Origin of the sequence: Desulfogranum marinum, assembly GCF_963675105.2 — a bacterium.
GTDB lineage: Bacteria > Desulfobacterota > Desulfobulbia > Desulfobulbales > Desulfobulbaceae > Desulfogranum > Desulfogranum marinum.
On sequence record NZ_CAXXRO010000004.1, the window covers coordinates 548,349 to 570,498 of the forward strand.

Here is a 22,150-nt window from a genome sequence, read left to right on the forward strand (position 1 = left end):
TATAATGATTCAAAAATTAAACTTGCAGTTCCATTGTTGGGTGGTCCTGCTGTACCAGTTCAACTTCCTTATTGTGCAGGAGAGCTGCAAGTCCCTGGTACTTGGGCCGTGCCATTGGGTCATTTTTTACTGTAACAGGATTGGGTGTTTCACCTTTTGCATACTTGGCCGCATTACGCCCCATGTTGCGAAAGGTTTCCAATTCAACAAGGGGTGCCTGAGAAAAGAGCTCCAGATTCTGCAATGGTGGGAGGTCTTCCTGATGGATAACGCTTGTTCCCCTGGAAAGAATACCAATACCGATTCCGGATCCGCTCAGTTTTGCCGCTTCATGAGAAATAAATGCGACATCTGCAGTTTTATACACTCTTACCAAACGCGGGGTCAGTCCCTCTTCTTCAATCCCTGCTTTTACCTCTCGCAAGACTTCATTATGGGGAATATTAATGATTGTCTTGGTCATGGTGTTGCCGAATGCCGGCGGAATGCCGATAACAACTTCACCTTTATTGGTTCCCTTTGTTGCAGGCCCTATTTCATTTAGATTCAGGGGTGCAACAGTTTCGGTCGCAGAAAGGGAGCTACTTGTCTCCCCGTCCATTTGCTCAACGACCTCAAGGATGATTTCTTTCAACATCTCCTGGGAAATATTCATCTTCTACAAACCTCCTGTCCAGGTTAGATATCTTCAGGGCTGATAGCCTGAGGTATGTTCTTGAGAAGCTCCCACCGTGCTCCTTCGAGACGGTAACCGGTTCCAGGACCCTGGTAGTCGTTGGGCTGGTTAACTGCACTGATAACTTCAAAATTTTCGTCGATAATTGCTGAAGTCTGGAGGTAATCACCAGATACTTTCTGCTTAAGCATGCCAAGCACACATTCTGCGATATCAGAAAAACCATGCTTAGACAGCGCCTTAACGATATCAAGACCGGTTGTTCCTTTAGCCATCATGGCGTCAATGGCACGCAAGTCTTCAGGCATGTTACGATCACCCATATCTTTAGTGCCGTGGGCATAGGTGGCAGCCTCAACTTCCTCTTCAGTAATAGGTGGAAGTCGTAATTCTTCAAATACAGCCTGAAGAGCCTTGACAGCTTTATTACGAACAGCAATAACACCCTCTTCATCAACAGGGTTGAGTCCACCATCTACCTGGAGGTCACGCTGAAGCACCAGATAATCATCGTAATCATCTACATCGTGTGTAGAGCCTGCAAACATGTTGTCATAGTTAGGAGATGCACTGTAGCCGGAAAAAATAAAATCTGTACCCGGCAGCATCTGCATCAGCATCCTAGCAGTATTTCTGATGGGAGAATGGGTGAAGGTCTGATCATTACCAGAAGCAACCTCAAGGTCATTGAGAACGGTTGCTACGTTTTCGCCAAGAATAGCTCTCACGCCTGAAGGGACAGATCCGGGAACACCAACACAGGAAATAGAACCATTCTGCAACCCCTGCACACCAGCACCTTTGGTGATCATAATGCAGCGAATTTCCAGATACAGCATGGATTTGCCCTCGGCATATCCCATCTGTACTTCTGATCCGGTACCAGAGGTGAAGCGCATCTTGATACCTCTGGAAGCATAAGCAGAAGCAAGAAATGCTTTGGACCAAGGAGTATCATCACCGTCAACAAACACCTGCTCTGTTCCGTACACGGAAACAGTTTCTGCGTACGCTGTAAGACCACGCATACCCATTTGAAGCTCAAGCGCTTCTTCCACAGCACACTGGGAAAGGGTACCAGGACGACCAACCTGTCCACCAATAAGCAGACACATGGCGTTCATTGGTGCATATCGTCCTACACCAACGGTTGTTTCTATCTCAGCAAATCCGCGATAACTTGCTTCTGCAGCATCAGCAGCCAACAAGGCTGGTGAATCTTTAACATTAGTGACGTGCGCTTGGTTGGCAGGGGTTTTACGCGGACGAAGCTTTTGCATCGCCATCATCATTTCAACCACATTGAGCCGCTTGAGAACGTCAACATATTTTGCAGGGGTCATCCCAACAGAGAGTCGAACAACATCCTTGCGCGGAACATTGATATCAACAAGCATTCTGGCAATTTCATTTGAATCCATTGCCATGGCTTCTTCAGCAACTGCAACATCTATACAGTGATCAGCGATAAAGCTATCGATCATGTCGAAATCTTTCCGGGCTTTTCCATCAAGCTCGGCAACCTTGCCACCTTCTATTTTTATACTAGGAACCGGGTCGTTGGGGCTATCCATTGCGACAAGCCCTACATCAACCCATTCCTTGATAAAACCGTCTTTATTGACGGCTCGTTTTTCGAGTACCTCGAATCGTTTCTGACGCTTTGCCATTTTATCTTCCCTCCTTAAATGTAGGGGGTACCCATGGATTTAGGCTCTTCGCCCCATGCACCAAGTAATTGGTTGCCGACTTCTCTACCTGCAATAACAGCCTGACGCACGGCACCGGAATCCCCTGTTACCCAGATGAACACCTCGTTACTCATAGATGTTCCATGGGCAGGTGAGCCATACCCTACAACCTCTACATCTGCTGATTTAACAGCCGTATCAACCATCAGCATGCCTACAACAGCAGGAGCGCCAAGGATGAGTCCAAAAGCCTTGCCTTCCGGGGTATTGAACGCCTTTTGCAGACACTTGCTGGCACGTGCTGAATACTGGTTTTCTGTGTATCCCTGCTCATTGGCGTACACATCACCAAAATACTTTGGTAGCACATCAAGGGTTACCTCAACGGCCCTTCGTGCATCGGATACATCTTCAGCACCAAAAACAATCAAGTTACCGTGACCTGCACCACCCTTGGTATCTCTAGGCATTTCAACTTTAATGATTTCGGTGTTGGTGGCTTTAACAGCATCATCAGCCGCCATCAGGTGTGGCCCAGCTCCGACCCTTGCACCAATAACGCCGATTGAACGATACTTTTTATCAAAACCCATTAATTCATGAATTGCCGGGTCGAGGTTGGCAATAACGATACCCATGGTATCGCCCATTCCTGCACCAACAAACTCAGTAACCTTGATCAAGTCAGCTGCATCATCAAATGATGGCGGGGCTGGGGAATCGGCCGGTGCTGGTGCAGCTTCGGTTTTATCACCGCCTACTCTGTTCATTACCTCTTTCATTACTCTTTGAATCAATTCTTCTGACATTGGATATCTCCTCTCAAGTCTTTCCAGTGTTTTTCCGGTAAAACTGCGGATAAAAAATCACAGGAACAACACGTGTATTATGCTTTTTTAGCGGCTTCAGGCAGAATGAATTCTACATCTTGATGCGGTCTTGGAATAACATGTACGGAAACGACCTCGCCGACTCTCTCTGCAGCTGCAACACCTGCATCTGTTGCAGCTTTTACAGCACCTACATCTCCCCTGACCATGGCTGTCACCAGGCCGGAACCTATCTGTTTAGTTCCCACAAGTACTACATTAGCCGCCTTTACCATGGCGTCAGCAGCCTCAATGTTGGCTACAAACCCTCTTGTCTCAATCATTCCTAATGCTTCTTTTGTCATAACGATTTCTCCTATGCTTTGTAATGTACTGATTTAGCTAAACAACTTTGCTAACCATATTAATAATAAAGGTTCCAACGGCGATAGCGCATGCTGGAGGATCTATATGATTACTCCCATGGTTCCAGAACAGTCGTGCCATCAGTTCCTGTAGAAGTGCTGCGAGTATCCCTACCACTCCGGCAATCAGGATTGAGTCAAATGTGAGAAAAGCGATGGCCGAAAGGATCGACTGACAGTGCCATACTGGGAATTTCTGTATTTCACCGGTGCCGAGCTCCAGCGCTATCAACGATATGGCTGCCAGTGACCAACAGATAATTACAGGTACAACGGGACCACCTGGATTTGCGTAGGTTCCGCTCGCCACCATCGCCTCTTTAACGCCCATTGCGAGGCCACCGGACAACAGACCAACGCCAAGCCCGATGGTAATTAATTTGGAAGGTGCTGCTGCCCAGGGAACCCAAGAAAGTGCTCCTTTGTCTGTACCGAGCAATCCATTTTTCTTGATGGAATCCAGGTTGCCGAACGGCATCTCTTGATTGAAAAGAGCACGAGCAGCAATTGCCATAATGGCAACATTTAGTGCAATGATATCAAACGTATTGATAACAGGGATCTGTGCCAAAACCTGCAGAAGCAAGTGAGCGATAACAGCGGCCACCCCACCTACAATCAATACATCCCACGAAGTGTCTACAAGGGGAGAAAGAATATCTTTACCTGTTGCTGAGGCCAGATTCTTTTTCACACCTGCTGCATACGTTACAGCAACAACCCCTGCGGTAAATCCCCCCACATGCGGTCCGAAAATAGGGCCCAAACCAACCTGCAAAAGAATAAATTCCGACCCACCGCTCATAATGACAACGCACCCTACGAGTACAGCCAGCCCGCAGATCACGAACGAAAACAGTCCTCCAAGGGCGGCACCCACTACTCCTCCTCCGAAGCAGATTAATAAAGTGCTTAAACTCATAGGATCCATTTCACTTGCCTCCTTTACTAAGTTTTTTTAGATGAACAGATACATTCCAAGGAATATCAATGAACTTATTCTTGTACGGCCGAAGCAGTTCCAGACTGTTATGGCTGGACCAAAAGAACATCGCATGCCTGCTCTTCTTTTACAGGAACAATTCTAAGTTACTAATTAATCAACTTTGTAAAGGGATAACAATCCCGTCAAAGGAGGAAATAGCATCCCCCTTTAAGGGGAGAAAAAGGGGATATGAGGGGGTGAAATTTAAATTGGAAGGTGTCTTTTTACAAAAGAATGGGAGAGGAAAATCAAAGAAAACAGAGATTTTTATTCTGATTGAGAGGTTTTATTTTTATCCAGAAAATAATTAATTTTTTTAATTATTTCATGATTTTCTGTGTTTTTCATAATGTAGCCATCGGCACCGGCAGCCATAAAACATTTAATAATGTCATCATCTCCAAATGTCGCCAGCATAACGATTTTCATCCCAGGAATAACTTGGCGAAGACGGACTATATTTTTTTCAGCCGAAGGACCAGGAAGTGCTGAATCGATTATTGAAAGATCTGGAACAGAAGAACAGATACCTGACACGGCTGCTGTTGCATTTCGAGCTTCTCCTACAACTTGAAAATTACCTATCTGCTCAAGTTCTATCTTGAGACTGACTCGAAATAGAGGATCATCTCCTGCTATAAAAATTCTTTTACTCTTCATTTTTTTCTCAAAAAAAAGCACCTAAAATAATGGTGATCTAATACATATTTTTAACAATGGTATTCAATTTACTTTTTGACAGCAGGGCATTTACCGTGAATTTTTCATCAGTTCAGGCGGCGTCAAGTTCAATTTTTTTGGTAGTGAATAGGTAAGCGTAGACTCCGGGTAAGCGTAGACTCCGGGTAATTATATAATTCTATAATAGTAGCCTATATTCATTGCAAAAAAGCTGAGGAAAATGATACTGGATGGACTAACCTTTGGTGAACATTGTGAAAAAATTTCAACTTCATCGTAGTTTGTATACCATGTAGCAATTGTGTGTAATTTGACACGTTGACACAATGTTCATGAAGAATTCGGGTAGTATCAGGCTGTGCTTAATGATATTATTGGACATAAGCACAAACAAGTTACCGACGAGAGGGACGCCCATACCTCGTCTAAAAGGTACAATAACAGGTTGAGGATACAATCCCTCGAAAGGGAGGTATTATATCCCCTTTAAGAGTCATTCAGGGGGGAGAAACCAACACTATTCAAGGAGTTTTTTGTCCGAAGCTAACCTGACGGCTTCCACACGATTTCTGACTCCCAGTTTTTTATAAATATTTTTCACATGACTTTTTACAGTTTCCAAACTAATAAAAAGCTCTGTTGATATCTCTTTATTAGGCGTTCCCAAAGAGATATATTTGAGTACTTCAATTTCTCTAGCAGTAAGCCCATAATGCTTCTGTTCACGCTTGTTATCATCGAGTCGTTCTTTCATACCAAGATTAACTAAATATGGTGAAAAACACTCTTTATCCGCACAGAAGCAGCGAATAATATTTTCCAGTTCATCAAGAGGAACATTCTTTAAGAGATACCCATCAGCGCCGGCTCCCATAGCCTCTCTTACAAAATTTTCTTCATTGAAAGTAGACAAGATCAAGAGCTTCAAATTCGGCATATTTTTTCTGAGAACCCTGATAACAGCAACTCCTGAAAGACCAGGCATATCCATATCAATCAATGCTATATCAGGAGAAAGCTCACCTATGCGCTCAACAGCGCTGTATCCATCGGAAGCTTCCCCTACGAGGACAAACCCATCTTTTTGATCAAGGCTGTGTTTCAAACCAGTGCGAATCAAAGGATGGTCATCGGCAAGAAATATTTTTATATTATTCTCTTGTTCCATATTTCTTCCCTATGAAAAACGATTACGATGATATTGTCGGAAACAATTTTTCCCTAACACACTATTAGTCAACCAATGGTAGAACAAAGTTAAACATGCATCCTTTATTGTGCTTATCATCCCACCCCTTGATTGGTGAAACCACCCATATATATCCATTATGGGCGTACACCACTAATCTGCAGTAAGAGAGACCAAGGCCTGTTCCTTTCCTTCCTTTCAATATACCGTCTTCATTTTTAATTCTAAAAAATTTGTCAAAAACATCTTTTTGATATTTTTCAGGTATCCCTGCCCCATAGTCCGTAATTGTCACAAGGCAATAAGGTATATCCTGCCGAAGGCGCTTTAGAATACGTGTGGGAATACTTTCCTCTTCATTTAACATCACTTTTTTTATACAAATTTCTATCTTCGAGCTTTCCGGACTATATTTTATTGCATTATCTATAAGATTAACACACGTTCTCAGCAGACGAGTGCGGTCTCCATTAAATTTTTTTAGCTCTTCACTGGGAACAAAACTGATTCCTATTTTTTTTTCCATAGCAAAAAGTTGTACCTGTTCGATACTTTTCATGAGTACCGACTCCATGCTCAACAGTTCTTTTCTCAGTAGAAACTGACCATTTTCGCTACGGTAAATGTCAAGAAAATCACTGACCAGTCCCAAAAGCTGGTTTCCTGTGCCCAAGGCGAGGCGAAGCATCTCCATTTGTGTCACATTGAGCTCACCCAAAATCTGATCTACCAGAATCTGTAAAGCTTTCTGAATGGAAATAATCGGGTTTCCCATATCATGGGTAAGCATGCCGACCAGATCTTCTTTCATTTTCTCTACTTTTTTTTCTTCTGTTATATCCCTAACAACCGCGACAAAGCCCTCTGTTTCACTGTTGCTTTTAATACCAGAAAGTGCGAGCTGGACCGGAAAATTTCTCAGGTCACTATCTACTGCTGTAAGTTCAAATCGGGCACTCTCTTCTTCGCCAAGATCTACAATTGTATGGAAAGCATTTATAGCAGTGGGATCTATAAAGAGCGAGGATAGGGAATTGCCTACTATCTCTAGTTTATCAATGCCAAACATCGTCGCGCCGGCTTCATTAATCTTTGTGATAAGGAAATTTCCATCAGTAGCAATGATGCCGTCAGAAACAGAGTTGACCAACTTGTTGAGATAACGTCTTGATCTTCTATAGGATAGATATTGCTGGAGAGCCAGTTCACTTATAGTGCGGGTTACCACGGCCATAAGTCCGGCAATTTTTTTTAGCTGATCTCTATCAACGATGGGTACAGATTGCAATTCGTTGAGGTATCCGTCGATATCCTCCACACCTATTTCCGTTGCTTTTTGAATAGCAACAGACTTTTCCATAGGCTTTTCAAGAACCTGCCCCATGAGTACGTTGGCAAGATGCATGTCATCTATTACAATAGGAAAGGCACTGTCCAGGAGACCAGCATTGAGGCACTTATAAATAACGAATTTTCTTTGACGTGCCGACTCCTGTCCGCCGTAACTGTCACTATCATAACACCGTTTGACACCCTCGACGGTAGAACGGCAAAATTTACTGCACAGAGAAGTGAAATTCTGGGGCGTTGTTATAGGTTCACCATTTATTTCGGTAATAATGGATGCAACGCCGGTAGCTTGAGTAAAATGATAGAGTATTTCTTCAAGTTTATCTCTGCTGATGAGGTCTAATAAATGGATATCATTTTGTATCATAACCCAGCTCGTATTTGGAAAGACAAGGTGACACCGTATTCATCTAAAAACTGTTTTTTGTATAGTATCAGTTTCTGCTGTTTACCTCTGCTGGTCCATTTTTTATTTGGTTATCTATTATTTATTAAAGCTCCATGTAACATAAAAACTTATTTTTTCCCTTGAAGTCTCATGGTCACCTCTTCATTTTTATCAAGAAGAATCAGCATACCCTTTTCTATTCGATAAGACTCTGTCTTATCAAGGGCAGCAAAAAAGACGCTTTCCATGGATACACTATCGGGACAGGCCATTCGAGTTGAGGCGAGTTTGTTAAAAATAAAGACATCTCCTTTAAAGAGAAAGGTACCGAAAAATCGGTTACATCCAGCATAACCTTTTACCTTATTTCCTTTAGCATCAAGCTCAAAAAAAGGTGCTTTTATTTGTTTTTCCACCTTCTTTCCATCAATTTCAACCGCTGTCCAATAGATACCAAAGAGGTTGTTTCTCACAATATTACCATTGCAGTCCTGATCTGGATACAGCCTGTTGAAACCGGTCACCACCATAATATCTTTATCTCTTTGTTGAGTTCCTTTTCTGGTTGGAAGAAGTTTTCCCTGAAAGGAAACCAATAATGCTCTGTTTTTTTCATGGGGTGTATTGCGATAAGCCCTGTCAAGTTCAGTGAATTTGCCGCTGGGATCAACAGGAAAATAAAGCCCACTGGAACATTCCTGTAAGACATGGGTGTTGCCGGAAGACCTATACATACCTCGTATTTTCACCACATCAGGAAAAGGATCAAAAGTCTGCTTTTTTTTCAGCTCATAATCTATCAGCTCACTCTCCGCTTCTCCCTCTAAATCAAGGAAGCTGAGTGTTTCTGCATCTTTTATCCCGTATGTCTTCAGGTTTCCCTTACCTTTGCCGAGAATAACCTGATTGTTCTTCTCATCAAACCGCCACTTTCGCATCTGCGCTTCGCTTTTTATAACCTCATTTCCTTGATACCAGGTTTTACGAAGTTGGTAGAGGTGATCAGGTCGAAGATTCAGGTCAATTTTTACAAAATCGCATTCAGGGCACCCTATTTTTCCGCTAAAGCTTACTGGAAGATCAATTGGAAAACTAGTGACCTGCTCCTTAGATGTACTCTCAACCACATCTACTTTTTGGGAGGCGCATCCGACAATCAGTATGACTAGAAAAACGAAAGAAAGGATATTTTTCCATGTATTATTCATTATGCACCAATGTGATAGAGGCGAGACCAAGAGATAATGGAGACTACCCAAACATCATATTTTCAGAAAAGGTTTTCTCAGCAGTCTTCTTTTTTTAAGTCCCTGCCGAAAAGATCGTTTACAGCCGCCCTGCATTCTTTATTCTCATAGATAACCTGGTAGACCTGATCAAGAATAGGCATATCAACATCGAGTTTTTTTGCCAGGTTATAGCAGGATTTGGTGGTTTTGACCCCTTCTGCAACCATGGTCATTTCCGCAAGAATAGCATCTAGTTTTTTCCCCGCTCCAAGCGCCAGGCCCACTGTACGGTTACGACTCAGGTCACCGGTGCAGGTCAGTACCAGATCTCCCATTCCTCCCAAGCCGGCAAATGTTGCCTTATCAGCACCAAGAGCCACACCCATGCGGCTTATCTCAGCCAGTCCCCTGGTTATAAGTGCTGCTCTGGTATTCAAGCCATAACCCAACCCATCAGATATACCGGCTGCTATGGCAATAATATTTTTCATGGCACCACTTATTTCTAAACCAACCACATCTACAGAGGAATAGGTACGGAAATGCTCTGTTGAAAAGAGTTTTTGCACAGCTATGGCCGCTTTTTCGTTTTTAAAGGCAACAGTAACAGCCGTAGGCTGTCCCGCTGCTACTTCCTTTGCAAAACTGGGTCCGCTGAGAGCGCCGTAATGGTATTTATGATGTGATTGTTTGCTCTCATCAACCATCACTTCATTCATGGTCATCCGTGTGCCTATTTCAATTCCTTTAACCGCCGAAACCACCAGAGCAGAATCAACAAGCAGCGGTAAAACCGCTTTATACACGCCTCTATACACGTGTGAAGGAACGACCATTACCACACACTGTGCATCCTTTACGGCTTCTTGAATATCACTTGTCAGAGATAGAGCGGCAGGCAGGCTGAAACCCGGTAAAAACATCTTGTTTTCACGGTCTTTTTTTAGCCTATCAATATGCTCAGGTTCATGTCCCCAAAGACAGACCTGTTCACCCTTTTTGGCCAACAACACTGCCAAAGACGTTCCCCAGCTTCCAGCACCAATGACCGCTGTTTTCTTAATCTGCGGAATTATCATTGTCTTCTATATCCTCCACCATTTCTTCTTCACGGGCAAGCATAGACATGCCGACAACAATTTCATTATCTTCAAGGTTAATAAGACGTACACCCTGGGTATTTCTGCCTATTATACGAATAGTATCCATGGGCATACGAATAACCTTACCTGAATTGGCTATAAGCATAACCTGATCTTCATCGACAACGGGTAACACACCGACAACTTTCCCGTTTCTTTCGCTGGTTTTTATAGCAAAAACCCCTTTGCCACCTCTATTCTGCAGTTTGTACTCTGCTACTGCTGTGCGTTTACCGTACCCGTTTTCGGTAACTGTTAAGATGGAATCATCGCTCTTGATAACAGATACACCGACAACTTCATCGTCTTCAGCTAAAGTTATACCTTTAACTCCGGCTGCCAGGCGGCCCATGGTTCTCACGTTCGATTCATGAAAATGAATGGAAAGCCCGTTTTTGGTGACCAGGAAAATCTCATCATCGCCTGTGGTAAGAGCAGCCGTAAGAATTTCATCCTCATCTTTGATAGTCAGGCCGAGTTTACCCTTACGCAATGGTCTTTTATATTCTGTTATAGATGTTTTCTTGACCCTGCCAAGCTTGGTGACAGTCAACACGGTCTGCGAATCATCCACATTGGCAAGATCTGCAATGGGCAGAACGGCCGCTACTTTTTCCTCTTTGCCCAGTTCAAGAAGATTAACCACAGCCTTTCCCCGTGCAGCCCTTCCTGCAAGTGGCAATTCATACACCTTTCTCCAGAAAACCTTGCCCGTATTGGTAAAGAAAAGAAAAGTATCTAGATTCGAGGCCGTATACAGGTTGGTCACAAAATCATCTTCCAGAGTAGTCATTCCTTTGACCCCTTTACCTCCCCTTCGCTGAGCCCGGTAGAGATTTAGAGGGTTTCTCTTTATATACCCTGTGTGAGAGATGGTCACGACCATCTCTTCAGGTATGATCATATCTTCAGGCAAGATATCATCAGGGGCATCGATAATTTCCGTGCGACGCTCATCACCATACTCTTCTTTTATCTGATCCAGTTCTTCACGGATAATCTGAATAACAAGATCGTCATCGCCGAGCACCTTTTTTAACCAGGCTATTTTTTCGATAATCTCATTATAATCCTTTATTATTTTATCCCTTTCCAGACCGGTTAACCTTTGCAAACGCATATCCAGAATAGTCTGTGCCTGAATATCTGAAAGTTCAAAACGGCTTTTCAATTCAGCCTTTGCCTCTGCCGGATTGGCGGAAGCCCTGATAAGTTCTACAACTTCATCAAGATTGCTGATAGCTATCTTTAAGCCTTCTAAAATATGGGCTTTTTCCTCAGCCTTGCGCAACTCATAGGCAGTCCGACGATATACCACAGTTCGGCGATGAGCCAAAAAGTGTTCCAGAACCTGTTTAATATTAAGAACTTCCGGTTTGTTATTGACAATGCACAGCAAAATAATACCAAAACTTTTTTGCAGCGGCGTCATTTTAAACAATTGGTTAAGGACAATATCGGGAATCTCATCTCTTTTAAGATCGAGAACAATCCGAACACCTTGCCGATCAGACTCGTCACGTATTTCAGCAATCGATGTTATTCGTTTTTCCTTCATCAACTGAGCAATTTTTTCAACCAGAGTTGCCTTATTCTGTTGATAGGGAATCTCAGTAATAACGATTGATTCACTGTTTTTACTCCGTGGTTCGACATGCGTACAGGAGCGCATAATAACCACACCCCTGCCTGTTTCATACGCCTCACGAATACCAGCCCTTCCGCAAATAAAACCGCCGGTAGGGAAATCAGGTCCCGTAATTATTCCCATCAGTTGGTGAATGGTTATATTTGCATCTTCTATGAGTGCAATAAGGCCATTAATAACTTCGGTCAGGTTGTGTGGAGGTATTTTGGTAGCCATTCCCACCGCGATACCTTCAGATCCATTAATGAGAATATTGGGAATTTTTGAAGGAAGAACCGAAGGCTCTTCAAGGGAGTTGTCATAGTTGGGAACAAAATCGACCGTGTCTTTATCCAGATCAGCTACTATTTCCTGATCGAGCTTGGTCATTCGTGCTTCAGTGTAACGCATTGCAGCAGCTGAATCACCATCCATGGAGCCAAAGTTTCCCTGGCCGTCAACCAGAGGATAACGCATGGAAAAAGTCTGGGCCATACGGACAATGGTATCATAAGCTGCGGTATCGCCATGAGGATGATATTTACCTATAACATCACCCACGATACGAGCTGATTTGATATAAGGACGATTATAGGTATTCCCCAGTTCACGCATGGCAAAAAGTGCCCTTCTATGCACTGGTTTTAATCCATCCCGTACATCCGGCAACGCCCTTCCAATAATGACCGACATTGCATAATCAAGGTATGATTTACGCAATTCTTTTTCGATTGATATGGTCGGTTTTTCCATTTCTGTTATTTCAGAAGATTCTGTCATTACTTAATCCTGATTACATCTTGCTTAAACGCAATAATTTGCCTGAAAATCGATCGGTTATAAAGACTATTAAATATCGAGATCTGCTACTTCCAGGGCATGATTCTGGATAAATTCACGTCTTGGTTCCACCTTGTCGCCCATAAGGGTGGAAAAAATATCATCCGCCATTTCAGCATCATCAATTTTAACCTGTACCAGTGTTCTGTTTTCCGGGTTCATTGTTGTTTCCCAGAGTTGCTCTGGATTCATTTCACCCAAACCCTTATATCGCTGGAGATGACTGCCTTTAAAGGTTTCATTACGAACCAGCTCTATTAGTGCATGCCAGTCTGCAGCTTCCAATTCTTTTTCTTGACCGGTGGCACTTGTCCGTACCAGTTTAAAAGAGCCTTTTATATAATCGCTTATTTCTTTATAAATATCTAAAGCTTGGCGATATTCTCCAATAAGTGGAATACTAGGTCCCAAGGTAGACATGAGCAGCGATTGGCCGCGGAAAGTAACATCTACTTCATAGCAGGAAGGTCGCCACCTACATGGTCGAATATTACCTATAACAGGCTTTAAGGGCGCCAAATTTTCCACTAACATTTCAATAAACTCTCTTTCCTTAAACTGATCTGCTGACTGGACTTTATTTTCCAACAGAAACAGCGTCATTTCCTCCTGGATATTCATCCTATCCAGATGGTTTATGATTTTTTCAAAAAAAGATAATTTTTTCAGGATATCAACCATTTCTAGACCGCTTATCTCTGTATCCCGGTCTGTATAAACCTTGAAAAGTTCACTCGCCTGGGAATAAAGATGCGTGTTCAGTGCTTCGTCATCTATGAAATATTGCTCCTTTTTACCACGTCCGAGGCGATAGAGGGGAGGTTGGCCAATATAGACAAAACCATTTTCAACCAACGGTAACATCTGGCGATAGAAGAAGGTGAGCAATAGAGTTCGAATATGCGCTCCATCCACATCGGCATCAGTCATTATTATAACTTTATGGTAGCGCAGTTTTTCTACATCAAATTCTTCTCGCCCTATTCCAGTGCCAAGAGAAGCTATGAGTTGTTTAATTTCTTCGGAGTTAAGAATTTTATCAAAGCGCGCCTTCTCCACATTCATAATCTTGCCACGTAAAGGAAGGATAGCCTGCACCGCTCTATCCCTGCCCTGCTTTGCTGAACCGCCTGCAGAATCACCCTCGACTATAAATATTTCTCTTTCTTTAGGATCCTTGCTCTGACATTCAGCGAGTTTTCCGGCCATCATTACAGACAGACCGTCCTTTTTACGTGACAGTTCCCTTGCTCTTCTCGCTGCTTCTCGTGCTCTTGCCGCTTCAACAGCTTTACTAAGAATACGTTTGGCTACTGCAGGATTCTCTTCCAGGTATGTGGAAAGTTTCTCATTGCAGATAGACTCAACAATGGATTTTACTTCAGAATTGCCCAACTTTGTTTTCGTCTGGCCTTCGAACTGGGGATCTGGTACACGAACAGATATAATACATGTCAATCCTTCACGGACATCATCACCACCCATTTTTTCTTTCAGATTTTTAGGGACTACGTCATCGCTTGAATACCTATTAATACATTTTGTAAGTGATGCCCTGAATCCGGCGACATGGCTACCGCCTTCCCTGGTGTTAATGTTATTAACAAAAGAAAAAACCCGTTCCGAATACCCATCAAAATACTGGAAACATACTTCTACCTGAACGTTTTCTTTTTCTCCGGTAATTAATACGGGTTCTGCGTGAATGGCTGTTCTTTTCCGGTTGAGATACTCAACATAAGAGGTAATACCGCCTTCAAAATGAAATTTATCCTCTTCGCCTGATCGCTCGTCTTTGAGATAAATTCGAATGCCTTTATTTAAAAAGGCCAGTTCGCGTAACCTGTTTTTAATGATTTCATATTTAAAGACGGTAGTTTCCGTAAAAATGGAAGCATCAGGAGTGAAATAAATGGTAGTTCCGGTCTTTTCACTTTTTCCTATTTCCTCCAGTTCGCTTGTTCGCAGACCAAATTCATAGGTCTGTTTGTAAAGCTTACCGTTGCGCCTTACTTCAGCATACGCTTTAGCACTGAGGGCATTGACCACAGAAACACCAACCCCGTGCAATCCGCCGGATACCTTGTAACTTGATTTATCAAATTTTCCGCCCGCATGGAGGGTTGTCATTACCAATTCCAGCGCAGACATATTTTCTGTAGGATGCATATCCACAGGAATACCCCTGCCATTATCAGTAACCGTCACCGAATTATCCTGGTGGATGGTAACCCTTATTCTGTCGCAGTAACCTGCTAGAGCTTCGTCAATGGAGTTATCCACAACCTCATAAATGAGATGATGTAATCCTTCTTCAGCCGTATTACCGATATACATTGACGGTCTTTTTCTTACGGCTTCAAGTCCATCCAGAACTTTTATCTGATCCGCATCATACGACGAATGATTCTGTTCGCTCACTTTTTTCCTTTTTATGAATTTAACAAGAGGAAAAACCTTTTCTATCAAATTGATAGTTGGTTTTATATTTTAGATTGGAAAATATCAGGACTCAAACCTGTTTTTGGCTACATTTTTCGAGGTTATTTCAGGGTCAAATATTTTCCCATTCATAGCTATATAAACGCCTTTGGGAAGAATTTGGACGGCGGCAATAGCATATCCTATGTTGAAAACAGCATCACTATTCCTGAGTTTAGCCGGCTGCATGGATCCTGTTAAAACAACAGTTTTATCTACCGATAAAAGTTTTTTTGCTGTTTCCACTATGGTATCGGTACCATGGGTGATGAGTATTCTTTGATGGGAATCCGCCTTTACACTGTCCAAAATGTATTGGCGATCAGCATCCGTCATCTCCAAAGAATCTTTTTTAAGTAACGATTCTATTTGATAAGAAAAAACAACATTTGCTTCTTCCAAAACTTCTTGTATATGAGGATCTCCTACCTGGAACTCACTTTTAGCATCAAAATAGATTTTATCGATGGTCCCTCCGGTAGTGAATATTTTAATATTCATTTTATAATCTATTTATTATTATAATTTCATAGGCATAATAACACTTATAAAACCTTCATCATCATCAGAAGTTATAAGACATGGACTTGCATCTGAATTTATACTTGCCTTAATTACATCTCCATCTATTACTTGAAGGGTGTCCATAAAGTACCTGCAGTTAAATCCCATAGAAAGAGATTCTCCTTCGTACTCAACAGTAAACTCATCTTTTGCCGATCCAAAATCGGCATTTTGTGAAGTAAGCACCATATTAGTGTCTGTAATTTCCATCTTAATGGCATGGAATAGATCTTCTGTAAAAAGGTTTATTCTCTTTAAACTCTCTAAAAAACGAATACGATCAATGAGAATTGTATTATCACTTGATAGACCTTGTAATATAGATTGATAATCAGGAAATTCTCCTTCCATTAATCTTATAATGAGTAAACTGTCATTACTCTTTAAAACAGCCTGCTTTTCTTCTATACCAAAGGAAAAATTATCTGCATTATCACAAAATTTTCGGATTTCCTGAACCCCTCTTCGGGGAATGAGAGTAATTGGATTCATTTCCAGGCTGTTTAAACTTTCATCAACTTCTTTGCTCATAATTGTCAATCTATGGCCATCAGAAGAGATCATTTTTAAAAAAAGCTTATCCTCTTCTTTTACTTTTTGAAAAAGCGCAGCCGTGAGACTGAACATGTTTTCTTTATCCTGGGCAATGGAAAAAATTGTTTTATCGACAAGATCGGCAATGATGGTACTGTCAACATTCACCATGGCTTCTTCATTGTATTCAGGAAATTGCGGAAACTCATCGCTTAGCATTCCGGCCAATCTGTAGACACTGGGTCCTGCTGTAATTTCTACCCAGTTTTTTTTCTCTTCTTTAAATGCAATAACCGATGATCCGGATTCCCTTGCCAACTCAAACAATTTTTTAGCCGGTAAGGTTAAACTACCTGGTGAGAGGACTTCTGCGGGTACGGTCTGTTTTAGACCTATTTCTAAATCTGTGCCGGTAAACGTTACCTTATCATGCCCTACTTCCAATAAAACATTTGATAAAATAGCCAGGGTTCCCTTTTTGCTGGTAATGTTTTGCTGGGTGCTGATTGCCCTAAGTAAGTCATCCCTGCTTATGTTGAATTGAAAGGCCATATTAATAATCCTTCTTTATATATATAAATTTATTATTGTTATTAAAGGTGTTTGTTTGTTGGTATTAAATATAAACTATTAATTTAATTAACTTTTTAAAGTTTATTACAAAGTTCATCTCTTTTTAATCATTCGTTGAAAAACACATTTTTTCTGTCAAAACAGAGTTATTAACATATGATGAACAGGGTTATCATAAAGTTATTAATAAAGGTTCTGAAAATACCCCAAAAAAACTGAAATATCAAATAAATAATATCATTTCAGCACATCTGAAAACTACAAATAAGACCCAAAAAAATAGCTTTCAGCACTTTATCTGATAGAAGCCTATTAAATCTCTTATCCGGCACCATGGAAGGCACTAATTTGCCATGAAATATTGAAAGATAAAGGGACGTAATCGTCGAGGTTGAATTGATAGAATAATCCATGAAGAATTTGATTCTTGTAGATTCTCTGAGCGGCCTGGAATTGAGGATAATTGATAATCTGGAGGGCCGTGTATTTTGTTTGATCAAATGGATCACATAAATCCTGTCTGCTAAGATCTCCCTCTTCTCTTACTGTCTGTATATATGGTCGACTATATCTTACAGGGTAGAAATTAATTTTTAGGTATCTCAGACTGTTAAAACCCAATCCCTCGGAATTTAGCGTTTACCCGATTATTAGTAGAAAAATTATCCCCGTAAGGAAATAAGTGGCTATTCGAAGGGTCATAATAATAAGTTTTTTTTATATAATTCTTTGTTATTGCTATTAAGGGTGTTTGGATGTTGGTATTAAGTATAAATAATTAATTTTATTAACTATTTATACTTAATAATTATGTTTGCTCCCTGCTTAATGGGAGTTGATAAATCTAATTTATATATTCAATCAGAGTTATTAACAGGTTATCAACACTATTATAATACAGTTATTAAGAAAGACTGTTTAAAAAGTATAAAAACAATCAAAGTACAGGTAAATAGTTACTTTTTATTATGATAAATATCAGGAATGGCAATAGAGAAAAACTGCTTAGGAATCTTTGTCGATCCGGAGTAGAACAGAATGTTTTTCCAGGGTGTATGGCAGCTATCAGTATAGGAACCGGTCATCGTCGACAAAGATTTGTCGCAGGTGCCGGTCAGCTTGCCTTTCAGGCAAATACTCAGCCTGTGAATAGAGGCACCTTTTTTGATTTAGCATCTTTGACAAAACCCTTGTGTACAAGCCTTTGCGTATTGCAGCTTATCAAGCAAGGGAAGCTTGCGTGGGATACTTTACTTGTCGATTGCGTAAAAGCCCTGAAAAGAGATTCAGATAAGGCAAATATAAGTATAGAACACCTTCTTACCCATAGTTCAGGTTTAAAGGCATACAGACCCTATTTTAGATTATTTAAAAGTGTTTTTGCAAAGGAAGATAAAGCCAAGTTGTTGTACTATATTCATCATGAAAAAATTGTATATCAGCCTGGTACGAAAAATATATACAGTGATTTAGGGTATATTTTATTAGGGGAAATTATTGAACAGCAAACAAACAAGCGATTAGACCAATTTTTTACTGAGCAAATAACTCGGAAACTTAACCTGGAAAAACATCTTTTTTTTATCCCGCTGGATCAGGCAGGAACTCGCCAACCTCTTCAGGATTGTGCTGCCACTGAAAAGTGTCCTTGGCGAGGTAGGGTTATGCAGGGGGAAGTACATGATGAACACTGCTGGCTACTTGGAGGTGTTGCCGGACACGCAGGTTTGTTCGGTAATATAGACGGCGTGTTGGGGTTATGTGAATTGGTGTTCGACCAGTGGCTGGGAAAAGGAGATGGATCTTGTTTGTTGAGCAACCAGTTTGAGCAACTTTTTATACGTACAAATAATAAGTTGAGTTGGTATAGAGGGTTTGACAGGCCTACTCCTGGCGGGTCAAGCAGCGGACGTTATTTTTCTGAAAAAAGCGCGGGACATCTTGGATTTAGCGGAACTTCGTTTTGGATGGATCCGGAAAAAGAGATAGTCGTTGTTCTGCTCACTAACAGAGTAAATCCTTCCCGTAAGAACATAAAAATACGCTCTTTCAGACCTTGGTTTCATGATAAGATCATGGAACATTTTTTTTAATTATAAAAAAAGCCCTGCTAAAAGAAAAGCAGGGCTTTTTTTATTTACTACCTCAGAAAAGCAGCAAGATCTACCACCAGCAAACAGTCTTGTCTGCAGCATATATTTTCTGCACCAAGACATCATAGTTGGGCTGGTCAAAATAGAGTTTAAATTCATCAGCATCGCGATCGCGATTGAGAATTCCAACAAGTGTCTCTATGTCACTGGTTGGCTCTGAGCGGTAAACCTGCAGGATTTTCATTTTTTCGTCACTCATGGTTCTACCTCCTCAACCACCGCATGCCGCTGGCGGCTCATGGGATCCTTTGGGCATACCAAAAGGAATAATAACATCTGCATCGCGCATTTTTTCGCCGAGTTCTTCCAAAGAAATGTTTTCAATTTCAGAACCTTCAGGCATGTCGGTAGGTGCTTCAGCACCACAGCTATACACCTGACCTTCCATATCGGCGATCCAGGCAATGTTTTCCGTCATGTATTCTGTCATGTTCGGAAATTCGCCATTCATGATGACCGGATAAGCATAATGATTTTCAACAGCAAGACCCAATCCGGAGCGAATGCCGTCATTGTATATACGGTTGGCTACCAGGATATATACTTTTAATGATTCCATATCGGTATCTCCTTACATTACGATATACTTTTCACACTGCTCAAGAATTGCACCGTGAAAAGCCTGGGTACGCATCTGCTTGTCAATAAGACCACGTGGAATGTCTTTTTCGTGATCAAAACCTTCACAGATGTAGCTGTCAGTACAAATTGCCAGGTTTTCAGTTTTGATGAGCTGAGCCAGCTCCCAAAATTCAGGGCTTTTTGTAAGGTGAACAGATTTAAAAGTAAAAAAGATCATTACTTCCTTACCAGCGCGTATAGCAGCCTGGGTGAGACCGAGGATATGACGCATATTCTGGGGGCAGGTAACGAAGATACCGAATTTATTAGCATCAGCAGCCATTAGCTTTTGCCTCCTTTAAAAGGATTTGTTAACGATATAATTATCCTTTCTTGATGAAAAAGCTAATATATCCACTTTCTTCTTTTTCGCCCAGGTATTCATGACCAGCACGGTCACACCAGCCGGGAATATCATTTCTGGAACCTGGATCAGTTCCCATGACGTGGAGAACATCGCCGGAACCAAGCTTACCCATTTCTTTCTTGGTACGGAGTAACGGCATGGGGCAACTCAGTCCTTTTGCATCGAGTACGGAAGTAACCTCGATACCTTCAGGTGCTACTTTTACATCACTCATTTTTTCCTCCTGATAAAATAACAGTTTTAATTGTCTGTTTTAAACATGAAAAAAGACAGTTTAAGGTATAGAAAAAAGGTTTCTTTGTCAAGGTGAATCAAAAACAAACTGAATAGCTATTCATGCCTTGTTTTTCCGTCACTTTTGATGAATGAATATTCAATATTGTGCTATAATGGTCTGTTTCATTGAGGTTATTGACAAATTGAAAGGCTACAGGTATCTTATCAACTTTTTGAGGCTTTCTGCGAAAAAGAGGTACTTTATAAAGGGTTTAAGGAGGCAGTGAATGGAAGACATTAAGATTTTTTGGGACAAGATCAAAAAGTTGTACAAAGCCCTGTGTCAGGATGAATGGAGTGCAACTACGACAGGTATTGTTGTTGCGCTTCTCACTATCCTGATCATGGCCTGGTGGCGGCCTTGGGGTGCTGTGGGCGCAATCCGTAACTGGGGTGACTGGATATTGCACGGGGTCGGTATTTTCAGTGGAGACCTTGCTGAATTGACAGGTTTTGTTGATGAAGATGGAGATTTTCTACTCAAGAAGTCCATATGGTATAATACCGGGTCCGTAATTGGGTTGGGGCTTATCGGTGGTGCTTTCATATCTGCTTGCCTGGGAGGACAGTTTGCTTTTCGTTTTCCACCGGTCCGTGAATATGTGAAGGCGATGATAGCCGGTGTATTGATGGGTATAGGTGCTGCCTTGGCCGGCGGATGTAATGTTGGCGGTATGTACAATGCCATAGGTAATTTGGCAGCCAATGGTTTTGCCATGTGGGTTGGTCTTATTCCAGGAGCACTATTTGGCCTCTGGTTGCTCTATAAAGAGATGGAACATATCTCTTGGGGCGGTGGCGGATCCTTTACCCTTAATATCCCTTATCCAGTCCAATTTATTTTCGGTGTAGGTGGTATAGGCGTTCTTATCTGGGGTGCTGCTAAATATGCAGGGTATGAAGGGGATGACTTTGAAGAATACATTGCTTCTCTTTCCGGTTTGGTCCTCATCGCAACCGGTATCGGTTATGCAATGCAGAGAGGCCGCTGGTGCATGATTCAGGGCTTTCGTGAACCACATATGACCGGTGATTCTACCATGGCCAGGTCAGTTGCTCTTTCTATCCTTATTGTAGCAATTGGTGCGGCAGTGTTGAAATATGGAGTTCCTGCCCGTCTTGATGGCGAAGCTGTTCTACTTCCCATGAACTATGTTCGAGGTACTTTCGGCTGGGGTGGTGTTGTTGGTGGTTTTATATTTGGTGTTGGTGCTATGATGGCCGGTGGTTGTGGTTCCGGAACACTGTGGCGTGTGGGTGAAGGGCAGATAAAACTTTGGCTGGTTGTGCCGTTTTTCGGTATTTCCAACTCACTTGTTGTTGCTTTGTTTAAGAACTTCGATGTTGAAGCCAACGGTTGGCTTGGCAAGTATGTGTATATGCCGGATGTTTTTGGTTATGGATACACCTTGGGTATTATAGTTCTGTTTGCTGCACTTTGGTACCTGATAGTGTCGTGGAATGAAGACAGTAATAAGTTGTTATTGCCTATGTAATTTTTTCTTTGTCAGTCTTGATAAAAAGGCGGTATCCTTAACTGGATATCGCC

Annotated in this window: 20 protein-coding genes; 2 read left to right on the forward strand and 18 right to left on the reverse strand. The window is 41.7% G+C overall.

Going from position 1 to position 22,150, the window contains the following annotated elements; all coding sequences use genetic code 11:
- Positions 1–16: 16 nt before the first annotated feature.
- The 14 genes from ACHZCY_RS11350 to dnaN all read right to left on the reverse strand — a co-directional run bounded on the left by ACHZCY_RS11350 (position 17) and on the right by dnaN (position 17,163).
- Positions 17–655: a propanediol/glycerol family dehydratase medium subunit gene (locus tag ACHZCY_RS11350; RefSeq protein WP_205222370.1), complete on the reverse strand. Its 639-nt coding sequence runs from the start codon at positions 653–655 to the stop codon at positions 17–19.
- A gap of 23 nt (positions 656–678) precedes the next feature.
- Complete coding sequence (locus ACHZCY_RS11355; RefSeq protein ID WP_319548973.1) at positions 679–2,346, reverse strand: propanediol/glycerol family dehydratase large subunit; 1,668 nt, start codon at positions 2,344–2,346, stop codon at positions 679–681.
- 14 nt (positions 2,347–2,360) lie between these two features.
- Positions 2,361–3,176, reverse strand: a complete 816-nt coding sequence (gene pduB, locus ACHZCY_RS11360) for a propanediol utilization microcompartment protein PduB (RefSeq protein ID WP_205222372.1) — start codon at positions 3,174–3,176, stop codon at positions 2,361–2,363.
- A 77-nt stretch (positions 3,177–3,253) separates the two neighbouring features.
- Positions 3,254–3,541 carry an ethanolamine utilization microcompartment protein EutM gene (gene eutM, locus ACHZCY_RS11365; RefSeq protein WP_205222373.1) on the reverse strand — a complete coding sequence of 96 codons (288 nt, stop codon included), beginning with the start codon at positions 3,539–3,541 and terminating at the stop codon, positions 3,254–3,256.
- 37 nt (positions 3,542–3,578) lie between these two features.
- Positions 3,579–4,532, reverse strand: a complete 954-nt coding sequence (locus ACHZCY_RS11370; protein ID WP_319548974.1) for a hypothetical protein — start codon at positions 4,530–4,532, stop codon at positions 3,579–3,581.
- A 321-nt stretch (positions 4,533–4,853) separates the two neighbouring features.
- Entirely contained in the window at positions 4,854–5,246 is a 393-nt protein-coding gene (locus ACHZCY_RS11375) for a response regulator (protein ID WP_319548975.1), read from the reverse strand.
- Positions 5,247–5,784: 538 nt separating this feature from the next.
- Complete coding sequence (locus ACHZCY_RS11380; protein WP_319548976.1) at positions 5,785–6,435, reverse strand: response regulator transcription factor; 651 nt, start codon at positions 6,433–6,435, stop codon at positions 5,785–5,787.
- Between the two features lie 64 nt (positions 6,436–6,499).
- On the reverse strand, positions 6,500–8,173 hold the full coding sequence (locus ACHZCY_RS11385; RefSeq protein ID WP_319548977.1) for a sensor histidine kinase: 1,674 nt from the start codon (positions 8,171–8,173) through the stop codon (positions 6,500–6,502).
- A 149-nt stretch (positions 8,174–8,322) separates the two neighbouring features.
- The gene (locus ACHZCY_RS11390; RefSeq protein ID WP_319548978.1) at positions 8,323–9,402 is read right to left on the reverse strand and encodes an META domain-containing protein; all 1,080 of its coding nucleotides are present in this window, start codon (positions 9,400–9,402) and stop codon (positions 8,323–8,325) included.
- A gap of 77 nt (positions 9,403–9,479) precedes the next feature.
- Entirely contained in the window at positions 9,480–10,502 is a 1,023-nt protein-coding gene (locus tag ACHZCY_RS11395; protein ID WP_319548979.1) for an NAD(P)H-dependent glycerol-3-phosphate dehydrogenase, read from the reverse strand.
- On the reverse strand, positions 10,483–12,972 hold the full coding sequence (gene gyrA, locus ACHZCY_RS11400; protein WP_205222380.1) for a DNA gyrase subunit A: 2,490 nt from the start codon (positions 12,970–12,972) through the stop codon (positions 10,483–10,485). The genes ACHZCY_RS11395 and gyrA overlap by 20 nt, the downstream gene beginning before the upstream one ends.
- A gap of 69 nt (positions 12,973–13,041) precedes the next feature.
- Positions 13,042–15,453 carry a DNA topoisomerase (ATP-hydrolyzing) subunit B gene (gyrB, locus tag ACHZCY_RS11405; RefSeq protein WP_319548980.1) on the reverse strand — a complete coding sequence of 804 codons (2,412 nt, stop codon included), beginning with the start codon at positions 15,451–15,453 and terminating at the stop codon, positions 13,042–13,044.
- 84 nt (positions 15,454–15,537) lie between these two features.
- Positions 15,538–16,014 carry an asparaginase domain-containing protein gene (locus tag ACHZCY_RS11410; RefSeq protein ID WP_319548981.1) on the reverse strand — a complete coding sequence of 159 codons (477 nt, stop codon included), beginning with the start codon at positions 16,012–16,014 and terminating at the stop codon, positions 15,538–15,540.
- A gap of 18 nt (positions 16,015–16,032) precedes the next feature.
- A complete protein-coding gene (gene dnaN / locus ACHZCY_RS11415; RefSeq protein WP_205222383.1) occupies positions 16,033–17,163 on the reverse strand; it encodes a DNA polymerase III subunit beta in 1,131 nt (376 codons plus the stop codon).
- Positions 17,164–18,239: 1,076 nt separating this feature from the next.
- Here dnaN and ACHZCY_RS11420 point away from each other — a divergent pair.
- Positions 18,240–19,277 carry a serine hydrolase domain-containing protein gene (locus ACHZCY_RS11420; protein ID WP_319548982.1) on the forward strand — a complete coding sequence of 346 codons (1,038 nt, stop codon included), beginning with the start codon at positions 18,240–18,242 and terminating at the stop codon, positions 19,275–19,277.
- Positions 19,278–19,347: 70 nt separating this feature from the next.
- Here the strand turns inward: ACHZCY_RS11420 and ACHZCY_RS11425 are convergent, their stop codons facing one another.
- The 4 genes from ACHZCY_RS11425 to ACHZCY_RS11440 are packed head-to-tail and all read right to left on the reverse strand — an operon-like array spanning position 19,348 to position 20,539.
- The gene (locus ACHZCY_RS11425) at positions 19,348–19,536 is read right to left on the reverse strand and encodes a hypothetical protein (protein WP_319548983.1); all 189 of its coding nucleotides are present in this window, start codon (positions 19,534–19,536) and stop codon (positions 19,348–19,350) included.
- A gap of 12 nt (positions 19,537–19,548) precedes the next feature.
- Positions 19,549–19,896 carry a hypothetical protein gene (locus ACHZCY_RS11430; RefSeq protein WP_205222385.1) on the reverse strand — a complete coding sequence of 116 codons (348 nt, stop codon included), beginning with the start codon at positions 19,894–19,896 and terminating at the stop codon, positions 19,549–19,551.
- Positions 19,897–19,908: 12 nt separating this feature from the next.
- Positions 19,909–20,241, reverse strand: coding sequence for a hypothetical protein (locus ACHZCY_RS11435; protein ID WP_319548984.1), 333 nt, complete (start codon positions 20,239–20,241; stop codon positions 19,909–19,911).
- Between the two features lie 40 nt (positions 20,242–20,281).
- A complete protein-coding gene (locus tag ACHZCY_RS11440; protein ID WP_205222387.1) occupies positions 20,282–20,539 on the reverse strand; it encodes a sulfurtransferase TusA family protein in 258 nt (85 codons plus the stop codon).
- Positions 20,540–20,828: 289 nt separating this feature from the next.
- On the opposite strand from ACHZCY_RS11440, the gene ACHZCY_RS11445 reads away from it, so the two are divergent.
- A complete protein-coding gene (locus ACHZCY_RS11445; RefSeq protein WP_319548985.1) occupies positions 20,829–22,097 on the forward strand; it encodes a YeeE/YedE thiosulfate transporter family protein in 1,269 nt (422 codons plus the stop codon).
- Positions 22,098–22,150 lie beyond the last annotated feature (53 nt).

Bases quoted from the DNA above. Each gene is read 5' to 3' on its own strand.
- ACHZCY_RS11350 (WP_205222370.1), bottom strand. From the start codon at position 655: ATGAATATTTCCCAGGAGATGTTGAAAGAAATCATCCTTGAGGTCGTT.
- ACHZCY_RS11355 (WP_319548973.1), bottom strand. From the start codon at position 2,346: ATGGCAAAGCGTCAGAAACGATTCGAGGTACTCGAAAAACGAGCCGTC.
- pduB (WP_205222372.1), bottom strand. From the start codon at position 3,176: ATGTCAGAAGAATTGATTCAAAGAGTAATGAAAGAGGTAATGAACAGA.
- eutM (WP_205222373.1), bottom strand. From the start codon at position 3,541: ATGACAAAAGAAGCATTAGGAATGATTGAGACAAGAGGGTTTGTAGCC.
- ACHZCY_RS11370 (WP_319548974.1), bottom strand. From the start codon at position 4,532: ATGGATCCTATGAGTTTAAGCACTTTATTAATCTGCTTCGGAGGAGGA.
- ACHZCY_RS11375 (WP_319548975.1), bottom strand. From the start codon at position 5,246: ATGAAGAGTAAAAGAATTTTTATAGCAGGAGATGATCCTCTATTTCGA.
- ACHZCY_RS11380 (WP_319548976.1), bottom strand. From the start codon at position 6,435: ATGGAACAAGAGAATAATATAAAAATATTTCTTGCCGATGACCATCCT.
- ACHZCY_RS11385 (WP_319548977.1), bottom strand. From the start codon at position 8,173: ATGATACAAAATGATATCCATTTATTAGACCTCATCAGCAGAGATAAA.
- ACHZCY_RS11390 (WP_319548978.1), bottom strand. From the start codon at position 9,402: ATGAATAATACATGGAAAAATATCCTTTCTTTCGTTTTTCTAGTCATA.
- ACHZCY_RS11395 (WP_319548979.1), bottom strand. From the start codon at position 10,502: ATGATAATTCCGCAGATTAAGAAAACAGCGGTCATTGGTGCTGGAAGC.
- gyrA (WP_205222380.1), bottom strand. From the start codon at position 12,972: ATGACAGAATCTTCTGAAATAACAGAAATGGAAAAACCGACCATATCA.
- ACHZCY_RS11410 (WP_319548981.1), bottom strand. From the start codon at position 16,014: ATGAATATTAAAATATTCACTACCGGAGGGACCATCGATAAAATCTAT.
- dnaN (WP_205222383.1), bottom strand. From the start codon at position 17,163: ATGGCCTTTCAATTCAACATAAGCAGGGATGACTTACTTAGGGCAATC.
- ACHZCY_RS11420 (WP_319548982.1), top strand. From the start codon at position 18,240: ATGGCAGCTATCAGTATAGGAACCGGTCATCGTCGACAAAGATTTGTC.
- ACHZCY_RS11425 (WP_319548983.1), bottom strand. From the start codon at position 19,536: ATGAGTGACGAAAAAATGAAAATCCTGCAGGTTTACCGCTCAGAGCCA.
- ACHZCY_RS11430 (WP_205222385.1), bottom strand. From the start codon at position 19,896: ATGGAATCATTAAAAGTATATATCCTGGTAGCCAACCGTATATACAAT.
- ACHZCY_RS11435 (WP_319548984.1), bottom strand. From the start codon at position 20,241: ATGGCTGCTGATGCTAATAAATTCGGTATCTTCGTTACCTGCCCCCAG.
- ACHZCY_RS11440 (WP_205222387.1), bottom strand. From the start codon at position 20,539: ATGAGTGATGTAAAAGTAGCACCTGAAGGTATCGAGGTTACTTCCGTA.
- ACHZCY_RS11445 (WP_319548985.1), top strand. From the start codon at position 20,829: ATGGAAGACATTAAGATTTTTTGGGACAAGATCAAAAAGTTGTACAAA.